Raw genomic sequence first — 16363 nt, 5'->3', positions numbered from 1 at the left:
ATATTGTGACAAGATGGCATACTTTCAAGCGACGCTACATTAGTTTTGTATAAAAAGTTAAAAATTAGTAGTTTTGGAGGCTCAAAATTTGCAGACAAGTAAAAAAATAACATAAAAAATTATGTATAGTTCAAAAATTACAGGATTAGGGTATTATGTGCCTGACAACGTGGTTACTAATGATGATCTAACCCAGTTTATGGATACTAGTGATGAATGGATTCAGGAGAGAACAGGGATTAAAGAACGTCGTTGGATTGATCCTAAATCAGGAGAAGATACTTCTACTATGGGAGCAAAAGCTGCTGAGATTGCTATTGAAAGAGCTGGATTGACGAAAGATGATATCGATTTCATTATTTTTGCTACTTTGAGTCCAGACATGTATTTCCCAGGTGGAGGAGTGCGTGTACAGGATTTATTAGACATGCCTACGATTGGTGCCTTAGACGTACGTAATCAGTGTTCTGGTTTTATCTACTCTATGTCAGTAGCAGACCAGTTTATCAAAACGGGTATGTATAAAAACATCTTGGTTATCGGTTCTGAAAATCATTCAGGAGGATTGGAAAAATCGACGAGAGGAAGAGGGGTAACCGTAATCTTTGGTGATGGAGCTGGAGCTGCCGTATTGTCGCGTTGCGAAGAAGAAGGGAAAGGAATTCTTTCATCACACTTGCATTCTGAAGGAAAACACGCGAAGGAGTTGGCCTTGGTAGGACCGTCTACAAGTAGATGGGTACCGGAGATTTTAGAAGCAAATGATCCGGACGATGTTTCGTATTTCCCATATATGAATGGTCAGTTTGTTTTTAAACACGCTGTGGTGCGTTTTTCAGAGGCGATCGTAGAAGGGTTACAGGCAAACAACCTTCAAAAAGAGGATATCGATATGTTAATTCCTCATCAGGCGAACCTCAGAATTGCGCAGTTTATTCAAAAGAAATTCCAATTGGCAGATGATAAGGTGTATAATAATATTCAGAAGTACGGTAATACTACAGCGGCATCTGTAATTATAGCATTGACTGAAGCTTGGGAGAAAGGAAAAATTAACGAGGGTGACCTAGTAGTATTGGCTGCTTTCGGTAGTGGATTTACTTGGGGATCTGTAGTTATTCGCTGGTAATAAACAACAGCTAGTATAAAATAAAAAATCGGGAGTGATAATTATCACTCCCGATTTTATTTTTTAAAACATGGCCTTTTCCGTTTCTCGTAAGGCTCTTTCTTTTCGAGCTCTCGTTTCGTATTCGCTTCCAAAAGTGTAATTGAATCCGAGGTAAACGCTGTTTAACTCCAGGTTGTAATTCCCAACTTGAGGAAAGGGATTTTCGGTACTGTAATCGTAATTGATGTCGTTTAAGAGGTCTACGAATCGCAGTGATATCGAACCCTGGTCTTTTAATACAGAGAGGTTTAAGCCGGCGCTTATATTGGTAAAAGGTGCTACCGTAAATTGGATGTTTTTACTTCTGGCACGGTAATATATTCCCAGTTGCCCACTGAGCTTTTCACTCAACGTTACGTTGCTGTTGATCATGAATTTATACAGCGTATTTTGAATGTTTTCTAAACGCTGATTGATGAGGCCCTTGGTTTCTTGGATGTATGCTTCAGCACGCGATTGTAATTGTATCCATTTGTAAGGGCGATAGCCTAGCTGTACTTCCAATCCGTAGTTTTCACTATAGTCATAATTGACAAAGGAAAACAACTGACGCAGCGAGTTGTTGGGGTCTAAGGTCATACTGCGACCGATTAAATCGTCAATGCGACGATAAAAACTTCCAATTCTAAGATTCCCTTTTTTTATAGAGCGGGTGTAATTGGCCTCAATAGAATTGCTAAACTGAGGTTTTAAAGCAGTATTTCCTTCAGAGGTCGTCAAAGGAGAAACCCATTCTTGAATCGGGCTCAATTGATACATAGAAGGACGGTCAATTCTTCGACTAAAAGCCATTTGGAGGCTGTTCTTTTTGTCGAGGTCCCAGTTTACTGAGAGCGAGGGATACACACTAAAAAGATCGTCTTTAGTATGTCTTTTTCCTTCAAGGCTATTGCTAAAAGTTCCTTTGGAGTGGAAATACTCGATACGGGCTCCCGCTTCAATGTAAACGTCTCGTAATTCGTACTGATAATTGAGATACATGGAAGTCATAGATCTAAAATAATCGAACTCTGTAGTTCCTCGGTCTCTGATTACAGGAGGAGTTCCTTGTAATACTTGTTGGTCGGTAACTATGGAGCTACTGTTGTTTTGTGATCGAAATTCAATTCCGTATTCCAGGGTCGACGTATTGGTTAGGGGATACGTAAGATCGGCGTTTGCAAGCCAAGCTTGGGTAGTCCCAGCTATATCATTCGTGTATTCATAGCGCTTATCTGATGGATTTTGAGGGAAGCGGTTAAATGAATCTTCGGGGTTCTTACTGATACTGTAGTTCATTTCCATTTCAAACTCAGCACCTTCTTTCGGAAGTTTTACGAGGTAGTCAAAATTGTATACTTGTTCTGATTCTCTGTAATGCGAGTTGTTGATGACAACTAAATTAGTGGGCTGCATTTCAGTGGTCCCATTAGTAGTAAGCGTGGAATTTGAGATACTTTGATAGGTGTACAGTGAAATGGTATTGTCGGCATCCAACACAAAATCACTACCTAGTTTAAAACTGTAATTCTTGTAGTCGTGTAGAAAATCGAATTGTTGTCGGATACTCTGGTCGCTTCTATTCAGTTCTTGTAAGGTAGCCGTTTTACCAAAATCAAAATTAAAATTTCCGTAGATATTCGTATTGCCTTTGCGGTAATTTACATCGATATAAGAGCTTGGTCGTGTGTTTTTTGAATGTTCAACACCTAATACAAGGGAGCTATTAAATCCTTTGGCTTCCTGTTTTTTTAAAATGAGATTGACGAGTCCGCTGGTACCATCAGCAATGTATTTAGCAGATGGTGAAGTGATTATTTCCACCTGTTTAATCATGTTCGCCGGCGTTTGACGAAGCAATTGTTGGGTACTGAGGTTACTCGGTTTTCCGTTGATGAGTACTGTGACATTAGCACTACCTCGAAGGCTTACAGCACCACTTTGCAAGTTCACATCGATTCCGGGCAAATTTTGCAATAATTGAAGCGAGTTTCCACCGTTTGCCAAGAGATCATCGGTGACATTAATAATGTGTTTGTGCTGCTTTGTGCTATACGTACTTACTTTTTTTTGAGCCGTGATGCTCACATCGTTTAAAACCGTATTGTTGGCAGTGAGCTTGATGTGTAATTCTTTGGTTGTTTTGGTCGTTGCCGCTGCTAGCTTCAAAAGTGTTGACTGAAAGCTTAAATGATGAATGCTAATTTGTAAATTTTGGTTCAATGGAAGTTTGTGAATAACAAATTGACCGTTGACGTCTGTCAATCCTTTTGCTATCACGGCATTCTTTTTATTAATGATCAATACCTCTGCATCGGGAATCGCTTGCTTTGTGCTCACAGCTGTAACGTTTCCACGCAAAGAGAAGCCAGAAGTTTGGCTGTAGGTAATTATGGGGAATAAAAGGACTAAGAAAAAATATAATTTTTTCATCAATGGTTAATTAATTCTGGGGTTGTTGGGACAAGTTGGGTAGTTGTAAATACGAACAAATAGCAAATGTATTTATTGGTAAAATAGCCGATTCATTTTAAATTGCAGTAGTATGCAAGTGCAAGTATAAAAAAAAAGTCTAGATATTAAAAAAATATCTAGACTTTTCACATTTTAGGTGTTAAAGATTACATAAATCCGCCACCACCTTGTTTTTCATTGTCATCGCGTCTTCTTCTCGATTTCGCTCGGTTTTTACCACCTCCAAATCGGTAGTTAAACCCGATATAACTCGTACGGCTTTCCCATCTGAATCGTCCATTTTGAGTAAATGGATTTGATGAGTCAAACTGGAACTTCATCGTATTGAAAATGTCATTGACACGGAATGTAATATTTCCTTTTCCTTTTAATACGCTGTAGTTCGCGCCTAAGTTAACCATCGCCATTGGGTCAACTTTCCATTGAATGTCTTGGTTACCACCGCGATACATCGCAAATAATTGAAGGCGAAGTTTTTTCGAAAGGGTAAAGCTATTACTAATACGCGCGTTAAAAACTTCGTTCTTTACTTCAATTTTAGGTGCATTTGGATTGCTTAAATCGGTAGTTCCAAACTGTTTTTGTGCGTATACATCCATACTTGCATTCGCTCTCCACCACTTTGCAATTCGGTAGCTAGCAGAAAGCTCTAAACCGTAGGCATTGGTATCGTCGAAGTTTTGGAAGGTTAAAATTTGTCTCGTATTACTCACATCTGTAGGATCTTTGTAGGTTACCCTTGAAATTACATCCGTGATGTTTCTGTAGAAACTTCCAAAAGTTATCGATCCTCCTTTAATTTTTCTAGTGTAGTTAAACTCGATAGAGTTGGTGAACTGAGGAACTAAGTTTTCGTTTCCTACTGAGGTGATTAACGGAGTACTCCACTCTCTAATTGGATTTACTTGTTGGATGTTAGGTCTGTCTACACGCTTGCTATAACTCAATTGAAATTGATCCTTGTCATTCGGGTTAAAGGTAAAGAATGCTGAAGGATAGATTGTGAAAATATCATCAGTCACTTTTTTGGTCTCTACCACACCATTGTCGTTTTTACCTGTGAAATTTCCTTCGATGTTGTATTGCTCTATACGCGCCCCAAGTTGCATAGTCACTTTTCCAAATTTGTGTCCGTAGTTGGCGTACCCTGAATAGATTTTTCTATCGTAATCGAATTGAGAGTTTCCAATAGGGGTAGTACCCGTAATAGTAGTTCCTGTAAAAGTATGACGCTCTTGATCGGTAATGTTGGTGTTATCCGTGCGGTTAGTTCGGTATTCTAACCCTAACTCTAATTTTCCGTTTTCACTAATTGGGTTCGTATAATCGAGGTTTAACAATAGGTTTTTACCGTCGTTATTAATATCGTTAAAATAGTTCAATAGTTTATAGTCTCTATCTGTACTCGCTAAGGTAAGATCTTGATTGCGCAAGAAGTTTGGAGCCTTGTTTTGCGAATAAGTAGCTTCCAATTCGATGTTGTGCCCGTCTTTATCAAAATCGTGCTTATAGTTAAAGTTGTACACTTGGTTTTTACTTTCTGAATCTTGAGAGTTAGGAGCATTGCTCGTGATGGTTCCAGACGTGTCTTTAATCAATGTTCTACCGGTGGCTAAGCTGTTAAACCAGTTTTGAGTAGTATACAATGAAATGGTGTTCTTATCATCTAAATAGATGTCTGCACCAAACTTTACTAAGTGAGATTCGTTGTCATTTTTGAATACAAAATCTTGAAAACTTGATCCCGGTCTGTTAACAAAACCGAAGTTGTAACGATCTCCTCCGTTGAACCCGTAGTTCATAAAGAAGTTCACCTTCCCCGTTTTGTAGTTCATGTTGGTCGAAGCGTTGTAACGAACGTAATGTCCGGCTTCAACACCTGTATTAAGAGATCCGTTAAAGCCCATGTTGGCGTTCTTGTTTAAGATGATATTGATAATACCACTCATCCCTTCTGGATTGTATTTAGCGGAAGGGTTCGTGATTAATTCTACACTTTTAATAGCAGATGATGGAAGTTGCTTTAATAACTGAGCAGCTGGAATGTTGGTTGGTTTTCCATCTACTAAGACACGTACATTTTCATTTCCTCGTAAACTGATGTTCCCCGATTGGCTGTCTACACTTACAGACTGTACGTTGTTTAATAATTCAGAGGCTGTAGCTCCTGCAGAGGTTAAGTCTTTTCCTACATTAATTACCTTACGATCTACTTTTTGAGTTACGGAAGAGGTTTCTGCTCTAACTTCTACTTCTTCTAACACTGATGAATCTTCTGCTAGCTCAATAGTCCCTAGGTTAATTTTTTTATTCTTACGAGCGATGTTTATAGGTCGGTTAATCGTTTTGTAGCCGATAAATTGAATTTCAACGATGCTCTTTCCCAATGGAAGATTCGAAATTTTAAAGGTTCCTGCGTCGTTAGTAATCCCTCCTGTAATAAGTTTGTTTGCAGCATCTTTTACTACAATGTTTACATAGGGTAAGGGCTCTTTAGTACCTTGATCTATGACTTTTCCTGTAATGGAGCCAGGTTTAGGAAGGTAGCTTTTGGACATCTGTGCGTAGGTGTTTACGCTAATGATGGTTAATAGTAACAGTAGTATTTTTTTCATTTTGTTATTTTTGAATTGTCTTTGATAATTAGTAGACTCATCAAAGGGTGACTTTGTTACCCCAATTAACTTTCTTTAACTTATAATTAACAAATATGAAAAATAAAACCTTAGTTCTTGGTGCTTCTTTGAATGCTGAACGTTACTCTAACAAAGCAATTAAGCGCCTAGTCGCGAACGGGGTACCGACCTTAGCACATGGAAGAACAGCTGGGGAAGTTGCAGGAATCAGTATCGAAACGGAACGGGTAAAGTATTCAGATGTAGATACCGTTACCTTGTATTTACGACCTAGTTTACAGGCTTCTTTTGAAACCTATTTACTCGAGCTCAAACCCAGACGTGTCATATTCAATCCGGGAACAGAAAACAGTTCGTTAGAAACGAAACTAAACGAACATGGAATTGAAACAACTTTAGCTTGTACGCTGGTACTTTTAACTACGAAACAATACTAATTAAGTACTTCAATAGGATAGGAGTTTAGGGAGTATTGTTTGCCCGCCTCAGCGAGTTCAACACACTCAAATATTTCCTGAGCTTCTTTTTTAAAGGCCGTTATGTCGTTGTACCTGCTCGAATAATGTCCGACAATTAACTTGTTGGCATTTGCTTGTGCAGCAATGCGCGCTGCTTGTTCTGCTGTCGAATGTTTTGTTTTTTCACAGAGGTGTTCTCTGTCTTTCAAAAAGGTAGCCTCGTGGTATAGCAGGTCTACGTCTTTTATTATCGGTACGATGTCAGGTTTGTACGTGGTGTCACTGCAAAAGGCATAGCTCTTTGCAGGAGGTGGAGGGAAGGTGAGTACTTCATTAGGTAAGATTTCACCGTTTTCCAGTCGGTAGTCTTTGCCCGACTTTAAGTTCTGGTAATCGCAAATATCTATTTCATTGTACTGACGTATGGCGTCAATATTGAGCTTTCTAGGTTGGGCTTTTTCCGTAAATAAAAAACCGTTGGTATACACGCGGTGATCTAGCGGTATTGTGCGGACACTAACCTTGTCATCTTCAAAGATAAGCTCACTTTCTTTTGATTCTAACTCGTGAAATCGAATGGGGTACTTGGTCCAAGATTTCGAGAGCTTTAATTGTAGTACAGTTACTTCTTTAATTCCTTTAGGACCGTATATATGTAATTCTTTTTCTCGGTTTAGAATGCCGAATGTAGCTATCAGTCCGATTAATCCAAAAAAATGATCTCCGTGAAGGTGGGATATAAAGATATGGTTGATTTTTGAAAAACCAACTTTGTATTTTCGCATTTGGCGTTGTGTTCCCTCCCCACAATCAATTAAGAAATGACGGTTGTTTATTTCTAAGTACTGTGCAGTAGGGTGGGCATTCACGCGTGGAGTAGCGGAATGACATCCTAAAATCGTAAGTTTCAAACTCATTATTTAATTACAAATCGTTTTGATACCACTTCTTTGTTGGTTTGGATAGCGTAAATATACATTCCTGCCGCAAGGTCATTGCGTTTAAACAAGAAGGTATTTTGGCCTTTTTTAACTTGTAGTTTTTCGTTGTAAACAGTTTTACCGAGAACATTGCGCACGGTTACTAATACCGGTTGGTCGAGTTGTGATTGAAAATAAATAGTAGTCTGATTCGAAAACGGGTTGGGTGACGCTTTCAATTGGTCGACAGATTTCAACTGTGCAAATGCCGTTGTTCCAATCAGAAAAAATAGAATTATGAGTAATTTTTTTGCCATATATACATTCATTAGGGGTTATGAATTCTAGGTTAAAAACCTAGGTCACGCTGTATGTCTTCCATTTCAATAACATCCTCTGCTTCGACGAGAGTGGGAACGATGTTAAAGCGTTCCGGAAAATGGTCAACATCTACTTTCGTAGTAATTACTACAAAAGACATGCCATTTTCTCTTTGTAAATCAGCGTATTCCAAAAATACTAAAATATTCTGTTCGGTAAAATTATTTTCATGAGAAATATCAAGGATAATGTGCGAATCCTTGATATTCTCGTAGTTTTTTCTGAAAAGTGTTATGAAATTGTCAAAATCTTTCGCCTCGGTACGAATGAGTTGATAATTGTCTTTTAAGTCAATAGTCATGGTCTTAGCGTTTAATTTGTTGCGCTAGTAGATAAATAACCGCCATGCGGACAGCGACTCCATTTTCTACTTGGTCGAGTATGATTGATTGGTTGCTATCTGCTACATCACTTGTCAATTCAACACCTCTATTGATAGGTCCCGGGTGCATGATAACGATTTTTTTATCCATGCTGTCGAGTAGTTGTTTATTGATCCCGAAGAGTTGTGTGTACTCTCTGGTAGAAGGGAAGTACTTGATGTCCATACGCTCGTGCTGTACGCGAAGTACGTTGGCTACATCACACCATTCCAAAGCTTTCTTTAAATCGGTCTCTACCGTTACCCCTAGTGAGCTTATATACCTTGGTATTAAGGTGGTCGGACCACAAACTTTTACTTCGGCTCCTTGCAATTGCAAAGCAAAAATGTTTGACAGTGCTACTCGTGAGTGCAATACATCACCGACAATGACAATTTTTTTGCCTTTCAATTCACTATTTAAAGCCTGACGCATAGAAAAACTATCTAATAGCGCTTGGGTAGGGTGTTCATGAGTACCATCACCAGCATTGATTATTTTCGCATCTACGTGTTTTGATAAAAATATACCTGCGCCTACATTAGAATGTCGCATAACCACAATATCGACTTTCATCGATAAAATGTTGTTAACGGTGTCGATGAGTGTTTCCCCTTTTTTTACAGATGATTGCCCTGCTGAAAAATTAATGACATCGGCAGAAAGTCTTTTTTCAGCAAGTTCGAACGATAATTTTGTTCGGGTACTATTTTCAAAAAATAAATTGGCAATGGTGATGTCTCGTAAAGAAGGAACTTTTTTAATCGGTCTGTTGATGACCTCTTTAAAATGAGTAGCAGTTTCGAAAATAAGATCTAAGTCTTCCTTTTTTAGATATTTAATTCCTAATAAATGTTCTGCGCTTAACTGCTTCATTTTTGATAATTTGGTTGAATCATAATTAACTTCAAGTCTGCTTACTTGGTTTCTATGTAAATGGTGTCCTGTTCGTGGGTTTCACGCCAGTGTACTACAACTTTTTCTTGATTAATGGCGTCTACTTGTCTACCGCGATAATCGGGTTGAATGGGAAGATGCCTGCTAAATCGTCTGTCGATAAGAACGAGTAATTCGATGTTTTCTGGACGCCCGTACGATTGAATTGCTGTGAGTGCTGAACGAACGCTTCTACCCGAAAATAAAACATCGTCAATAAAAACGACTTGTTTCCCTTCGATGAGAAAGTCAATTTCAGTAGTGGTGGCCTCGAGAGGCTCCTCACGTCTTCGAAAATCGTCTCTGTAAAATGTAATGTCGAGTAGTCCTAGTTGTACCTCGTTTATCTGGTACGTGTTCTGCAATAAATCAGCCAAGCGCTTTGCCAAGTACGAACCTCTAGGTTGTAGTCCTATCAATACAGTATTTGAAAAATCGTTGTGATTTTCGATTAACTGACACGCTAATCGATGCAGAATGATTTCAATTTCTTTGGAAGTAAGTAATATTTTTCTGCTCATGTTGCTACCAAGTTTGTTTGATAGTTTCAACATTCAAAAGTAAGCGAAAAAAACAGCTTGACAAAATTAAAGTTGAAGAAACGTCCATGGTTTAAATAATAGCTATATTTGCGCACTTTTAAAACGAATAAGTAGTATGACTGAATTTATTAAAAAGAGTGTCGGGAACGTGAGAAACGACGTCTTGTCTGGAATCACAGTCGCTTTGGCCTTGGTGCCTGAAGCTGTGGCTTTTGCTTTTGTTGCGGGGGTAGATCCTTTAGTAGGATTGTACGCCGCATTTATGATTGGATTGATTACCTCAATATTTGGAGGACGACCTGGAATGATTTCTGGTGCTACAGGTGCACTTGCCGTAGTAATGGTTGATCTCGTTCGTCAGGGAAATGCCATGGGAGCGGAAGGTGATAACCTTGGGTTGTATTACTTGTTTTTAACGGTTATTGCTATGGGGGTTATCCAGATTTTAGCCGGAGTTTTTAAGTTGGGGAAATTTGTCCGTTTAATCCCGCATCCAGTAATGATGGGGTTTGTAAATGGTTTGGCAATCGTTATTTTTATTGCTCAGATAGGTATGTTTAAAAAGGTCGATAAAGATCCTTATGGTAATAAACTTAAAAATATAGAGCTAGTGAGCCCTCATTTTGTCGTAGAAGGCAATGAGGTAGTAGACGCAGCTACAAAGAGTGTGGTGTTCACCAAAGAGGGTGCTAAGCTCTTGAATCCGGACACTAAGCAGGTCGCGTATGAGATTTTTGACGGTCGCGTATACGACGCAACGACTCATAAGATAAAATTCGGATTTGAAAACAATACAGTATACGATATTATGGTACAAGGAAATGCCAAGTCATTTTTGCCAACTTCTGAGTTGTTACTAATGTTATTACTCGTTGCAATAACAATGCTTATCATGTGGGGCTTGCCAAAAATGAAGGCGACTAAAAAATTACCTGAGGCCTTGATAGCAATTTTAGTAGTGTCGGCAATTGTTATTTTATCCAACTTGACGAATGTAGCGACGGTAGGTTCGTTTATTAGAGAAGGTGGTGGAGAAGGACTTAAAGGGGGATTCCCGATGCCTGTTTGGGAGACATTTTCAAAAATCCCAATGAATTTTGAAACTTTTAAATTCATTCTACCTTATGCTTTTATTTTGGCTGCGATAGGATTGATAGAGTCATTGATGACTTTAAATTTAATAGATGATTTAACGGAAACTCGTGGAAATACAAATAGAGAATGTATGGCTCAAGGTGGTGCAAATATCTTAACAGGTCTCTTCGGAGGTATGGGAGGTTGTGCTATGATCGGTCAGTCAATTATCAATATTAAAGGGGGTGGTCGTGGTCGACTTTCGGGTATTACCGCTGCCGTTTTCTTACTAATGTTTATCTTGTTTGCTTCATCATTGATAGAACAGGTGCCTATCGGTGCCCTTGTAGGAGTGATGTTTATGGTTGTTATCGGAACATTTGCTTGGTCTAGTTTTAGAATTGCCAACAAAATTCCAGTAGCAGATTTGGTGGTTTTAATCTCAGTTTCACTACTTACGGTATTTTTTGATTTAGCAATCGCAGTAATTGCAGGGGTAATTATCAGTGCCTTGGTGTTCTCATGGGAAAATGCGAAGAAAATCCGTGCTAGAAAACGTGTAAAAGCAGACGGAACAAAGGTGTATGAGATATGGGGACCTCTATTTTTCGGTAGTATTTCAGCGTTTAATGAAAAGTTTGACGTGAAAAACGACCCTGACAGTATAGAGATCGATTTTGTTGAATCACGAGTGTCTGATCATTCAGGAATTGAGGCTATTTTTAACTTAGTAGAAAAGTACGAAGCCGCAGGTAAAAAAGTTCGATTGAAGCATTTGAGTGAAGACTGTAAAGTGTTGTTAGAAAAAGCAAGTCCGAAATTCTCGGAAGTTATTGAAGAGGCTGTTGATGATCCGCGATATCATTTGGCAGCAAATCCCGAAAAGTTTCCGAAACCTTTGGCAGAATATAAATTCTAATAAAAATCCCGCTTTAAAGCGGGATTTTTTGTTGTTCAACGAGCTGGTACTTTTCCAGAAGCTCTTCATAGGTGATTTCCTGGGCTTCTTTTCTAAAACTGTTGGGAGGGATACCAAATTTCTTTTTAAAACATTTCGAAAAGTACTTAGGGTCGTTGAATCCGCACTGATAGGCAGCTTCGGAAATGTTGTACTGATACTTAGCGAGGAGGATAGCTCCTTTGGTAAGACGGATAGACCGCACTAAATCGACTAAGCTTTCGCCAGTAATGGATTGACATTTGCGGTACAATGCCGAGTAACTCATGTTGAGATCACTGGCCAGTGCTTCAATTTTAAAATTAGGCGTATCCAGGCGGTTGTTAATCGCCGATACTAAATTCGCCATGAAAATTTCTTCGGGCGATTGCTGTTCGATAACTAAGGGGGAGTTTAACAATGTAGTTTTATATTTAGAAATTATGTGTTCTTTCGCTTGTAGTATGTTGTGTACTTTTAATAACAGTTCATGCGAGTTAAAGGGTTTACGAATAAATTCGATAGCGCCAGACTCCAATCCTGAAATCCGTGTTTGAGAGGAGTTTTTAGCGGTTAATAAGATGACAGGGATGTGTTGGGTAGCTACGTGTTCATTGAGTTTTTTACAAAGGCTTATTCCGTCGAGCTTAGGCATCATAATGTCACTGATAATAAGGTCAGGAAAGATGTTTTGTGCTATTTCTAGACCACGCTGGCCATCTTCAGCTACGAGAACATTATACGATTCGTGGAACATGGCACGAAGAAATTCTCGGAGTTGATAATTGTCTTCGACGATGAGTAAGGTTTTGTTATGTGTTTTCTTGGTTTCTTGGTAGGCTAGTTCACCGGAATGCACAGCGTGATCGTCCGAGGTTTTTACTTCTGAAATTTCTTCTGGTCTGTAGGCGGTTTTGATAATCGGTAAGGTTAAAATAAAGGTCGTTCCTTCGTCTACAGCCGATTCTACATGGATATCCCCTCGGTGCAAGTCCATAAAGTCTTTTGCTAGGGCTAAACCGATACCACTTCCTTCGGCAGTGACTCCTTGTGGGGATTGATAGAATAGCTTGAAAATTTTATCGAGTTCGTGTTTGGGAATACCGATTCCGGTATCACTTACGGTTATTTTAACAGCTTTTTGATGATTGATGGGTTCTACTACGAGTTGTATAACACCTTCGGAAGGAGTGAATTTAAAGGAATTAGCCAGTAGATTAAAAAGTATGTGTTCAATTTTGTCTCGATCGTACCAGGTTTCATTCAGCTGGTTGGGGAGGAGCAAGTTAAAATCGATGTTTTTATGTCGGGCCTCTTCGTTAAAAGAGGTGCAAATTTTTTCAAAATCTTTCAGTAGATTGTTTTGAGTTACCCTGAGTTTGTTGGTGTTCAATTCCTTATTGCGTAGGGTGGTGAGTTCAAAAGCGATTCTCGAAAGTCGGTGGGCGTTGTTTTGAATGATTTCTAAGCGCTCCTTTAAAAGTAAATCACCATCTTCCTCAGCCTTTTGAATCATGTGATCTATGGGGCCGGTAATTAATGTAATTGGGGTTTGGATTTCATGTGACATCTTAGCAAAGAAATCCATTTTAAGTGCCTGGAGTTCTTTTTCATTCTGATGGTGTAATCGCTGTAAAATAAGGTGGTTTTTTAAGTGATACCACTTTCGAAATGCCAAGTAAATTAAAATGAGGATACAGGCGTAAATACCAAACGCTGTATGACTTTTGTACCAGGGTTTGGCAATAGTTATGGCGATGCGTTTGGTCGGAATGTTCCAAGTGTCCTTGTTGTTACTGGCGCGGACCTCAAAGGTGTAATTACCGTCTGGAATGTTGGTGTAAGAAGCCTGCAAGTCGGCAGTTACTTTTTTCCACTCTTGGTCAAATCCCTTTAGGCGATAGGAGTAGAAGAAATTGGGCGCGAGTATATTGCCAATTGCTGAGAACTTGAATGAAAACGATGACTCGTCTGCATCCAGTTGTAGGGTCTGTAATTGATGCACACCTTCTTTTGATTGTTCGGGTAGCGCCTTTCGAATGGGGCGATTGAGAACTTTGATATCGTTTATGTACAGCTGAGGGGTAATTTCCGATTTACTGATGGCATTGGGGGAGATGCTACTGACTCCCTTCAGACCACCGAAGTACAGTGTTCCCTGAGCATCTTTAAAGGCACTTCTTCGGATAAAATTATTCCCCTGTAGCCCATCTATTTCATAATAACTCTGCACGAGTGAGGTTTGTAAATCATAGCTGAAAATACCTCTGTCTTTGGTCGCTAGCCAAATTTTTCGTTCATTTTCGATGAGTAAACTACTAATCGCTTCATTTTTAAAAGCCCCAAAATCTTTACATACGCGATGCTTTTTTGTTTTTAGGTTGAACGATGCTATTTTTCCGTATAAGTCAACAAGCCACAGGTGATCGTTATCGGCCTGCTGTATGTCGTGGATATCATTTCTGTTAGGAGGGAGCTCATATTGAACAAAATAACTTTCATGAAATGGTGATTGTTCGATAAACTGAAAGATGCCACCGTGATCACAGCCTAACCACAAGCCGTAGTCCTTAATTTCGGCCATACTTTTGACGATGGCTCCAAGTCCGTTTTTATGGTTCGGAAATTTGGCAATTTCACGTAAATTTTGATCAAAGACGTACAGAGCTACATCCGTGCTGACCCAGATGCGATTTTTGCTGTCTTGAAATAGTTTTCGAACATCTATGACATCGGGTAAAGGAACAGGTTTGAATTTTTGGGTAACTGTATTGTAATGCCACAGTCCATTTTTGTAGGTCCCCATCCAAATATTACCGATGGGATCTTCTAAAATGCTCTGCACGTAAAAACCTTTGGCACCCTGTGTATTGTTAAAGAATTGTTCCTTTTTCTGTACGGAATTGTTGTTAAAAGAAATTTTAGTGATTCCATTACCATCGGTTCCTATCCACAGGTCGGTTTTGGTTTTCAGTATAGACAATACACGTTCCGGAGTTTTGTTTTTAGATCCTGAATAGTAACTTATGTGTTTGTTGCTTTTGGGTAGTACATTTAATCCACCGTAATTGGTAGCAACCCACATATTTCCGTGTCTATCTTCATTGGTGTAAACGACAGTATTGGTCGGTAATGAAAATTTATTGAGAGGGTCATGTGTGAAAAGCGAATATTTTTGTGCTGCCAATTCCAAGTGGTAGAGGCCGTCACCATCAGTACCTACCCATAAATTGCCTTCAGAGTCGCAGAGTAGGTTCATGACGATACTACTATTTAAACCGGGTACTTCCTTTAAAAAAGTATAGGGTGTGTCAAATTTTTCCAAACGTGTGTCGAAAAGGAAAATACCGAAATTTTCTGTTCCTACCCAAAGCCTATCGTGTAAGTCAAGTTCGAGTGCTATTCCGTATTCATAGGAAGGAATCGGGAGTTTTATGTTTTTAAGTTGCCCAGTAAGGAGGTTGTACTGATACAATTTCCCCTTGTAAGTACTGATGTATAGCCGTTGATTTTTGCCTTTTTTAACGTGTTTGATTTTGGAAGATAGTCCTGGGGTCTTCGGAAGTGTAGTAATACTGTCCATAACCTGGGTTTGGTAGTTGTATTGAAACACAGTACCTGTAAAAGTACTTGCGAACAAATCGTTTCCTGCTATGTGAGTAGCACTAAATTGATATCCTTTGTTGGGAATTTCACGGATGTGCCCCAGCGTATCTAGGGTACTTAGTAGTCCGTGATTGGAAGTCACCCAAAGACTGTTTGCTGCATCTTTACTCGCGAATTGAATGAAATCTTCCGAGCTTATAGCTGGAAAAAACTCTTGTATGTTAGTATGAGAAAATTGGTAGCCATCATAGCGTTCAATTCCTTTTTTATGACAGAGCAAGATATAACCGAGCTGATCTTCAAAAATATGATTGATATTGGTTTGCTTGGTACTGTTTTTAAGATTGGGGTCAATATGAATAAAGTTGTATTGCTGTTGAGCAAAGGACGAAAAGCAAAACGTGCTTAGTAAACAGACTAAAAATAAAGTCGCTTTATTCATAACGGGAAATTTAGGGGGGAGCCAAATATACTGGAATTTGTGATTTTTAGGTAGTTTTTTTTAGTCAAAAAGGTGTACTATTTTTAAGTAGTCTAAACTAACTTGCTTTCAATTAATTGATTAATAGTGGGGTTATTTCTAAAACAAGCTCCGGTGAGAAACTGAATAAATAAACCACCTTTTAGTTAAATCAAAGAGCTAACTTGCCATTGTTATTGCTTATGTATTCATTTGTTATTGCCAGTGTAACCCAGCAGAACAGTGTTAGAATACTATTTTTAAGAGCGCTAGGAATCTTACAGGTACTAGCGCTTTTTATAGAAAGCATTGCATTACGAACAACAGGCAACGAAAAAAGCAAATCTGAGGACTATAAATGGCGAAATCGTACACTTTCTACCAGTAATTAGAAAGTAACTTTGCCAACCTAGAAGAACGTCTTTC

General features: G+C 38.9%; 11 protein-coding genes. 3 read left to right on the top strand and 8 right to left on the bottom strand.

Features of this window, described 5'->3' with window-relative positions:
* Window positions 1-121: 121 nt before the first annotated feature.
* Entirely contained in the window at window positions 122-1129 is a 1008-nt protein-coding gene (locus tag ACXAG7_RS02585; RefSeq protein WP_408043967.1) for a 3-oxoacyl-ACP synthase III family protein, read from the top strand.
* Between the two features lie 63 nt (window positions 1130-1192).
* Here the strand turns inward: ACXAG7_RS02585 and ACXAG7_RS02580 are convergent, their stop codons facing one another.
* Window positions 1193-3583 (bottom strand): TonB-dependent receptor domain-containing protein, encoded by a 2391-nt coding sequence (locus ACXAG7_RS02580; RefSeq protein ID WP_476665855.1) that lies wholly within the window; start codon window positions 3581-3583, stop codon window positions 1193-1195.
* Between the two features lie 188 nt (window positions 3584-3771).
* Window positions 3772-6240 (bottom strand): TonB-dependent receptor, encoded by a 2469-nt coding sequence (locus ACXAG7_RS02575; RefSeq protein WP_476665854.1) that lies wholly within the window; start codon window positions 6238-6240, stop codon window positions 3772-3774.
* Between the two features lie 95 nt (window positions 6241-6335).
* Here ACXAG7_RS02575 and ACXAG7_RS02570 point away from each other — a divergent pair, with 95 nt between their 5' ends.
* The gene (locus ACXAG7_RS02570; protein ID WP_408043964.1) at window positions 6336-6698 is read left to right on the top strand and encodes a CoA-binding protein; all 363 of its coding nucleotides are present in this window, start codon (window positions 6336-6338) and stop codon (window positions 6696-6698) included.
* On the opposite strand, the gene ACXAG7_RS02565 is transcribed toward ACXAG7_RS02570, so the two are convergent.
* The 5 genes from ACXAG7_RS02565 to pyrR are packed head-to-tail and all read right to left on the bottom strand — an operon-like array spanning window position 6695 to window position 9839.
* Window positions 6695-7636 carry a ribonuclease Z gene (locus ACXAG7_RS02565; protein WP_476665853.1) on the bottom strand — a complete coding sequence of 314 codons (942 nt, stop codon included), beginning with the start codon at window positions 7634-7636 and terminating at the stop codon, window positions 6695-6697. The genes ACXAG7_RS02570 and ACXAG7_RS02565 overlap by 4 nt on opposite strands.
* On the bottom strand, window positions 7636-7956 hold the full coding sequence (locus ACXAG7_RS02560; RefSeq protein ID WP_408043962.1) for a T9SS type A sorting domain-containing protein: 321 nt from the start codon (window positions 7954-7956) through the stop codon (window positions 7636-7638). The genes ACXAG7_RS02565 and ACXAG7_RS02560 overlap by 1 nt, the downstream gene beginning before the upstream one ends.
* 32 nt (window positions 7957-7988) lie before the next feature.
* Window positions 7989-8321 (bottom strand): hypothetical protein, encoded by a 333-nt coding sequence (locus ACXAG7_RS02555; RefSeq protein ID WP_408043961.1) that lies wholly within the window; start codon window positions 8319-8321, stop codon window positions 7989-7991.
* A gap of 4 nt (window positions 8322-8325) precedes the next feature.
* A complete protein-coding gene (locus ACXAG7_RS02550; protein WP_408043960.1) occupies window positions 8326-9258 on the bottom strand; it encodes an aspartate carbamoyltransferase catalytic subunit in 933 nt (310 codons plus the stop codon).
* Window positions 9259-9299: 41 nt separating this feature from the next.
* A complete protein-coding gene (gene pyrR / locus ACXAG7_RS02545) occupies window positions 9300-9839 on the bottom strand; it encodes a bifunctional pyr operon transcriptional regulator/uracil phosphoribosyltransferase PyrR (protein WP_408043959.1) in 540 nt (179 codons plus the stop codon).
* 136 nt (window positions 9840-9975) lie between these two features.
* Here pyrR and ACXAG7_RS02540 point away from each other — a divergent pair, with 136 nt between their 5' ends.
* The gene (locus ACXAG7_RS02540) at window positions 9976-11853 is read left to right on the top strand and encodes a SulP family inorganic anion transporter (protein ID WP_476665852.1); all 1878 of its coding nucleotides are present in this window, start codon (window positions 9976-9978) and stop codon (window positions 11851-11853) included.
* 13 nt (window positions 11854-11866) lie between these two features.
* Here ACXAG7_RS02540 and ACXAG7_RS02535 read toward each other — a convergent pair whose 3' ends face one another.
* On the bottom strand, window positions 11867-15919 hold the full coding sequence (locus ACXAG7_RS02535; RefSeq protein ID WP_476665851.1) for a hybrid sensor histidine kinase/response regulator transcription factor: 4053 nt from the start codon (window positions 15917-15919) through the stop codon (window positions 11867-11869).
* Window positions 15920-16363 lie beyond the last annotated feature (444 nt).

The organism is Tenacibaculum sp. AWR4_210, from assembly GCF_056160945.1.
The sequence above is the reverse complement of the archived record's forward strand: the minus strand, read 5'-3'. Positions and strand labels throughout refer to the sequence as shown.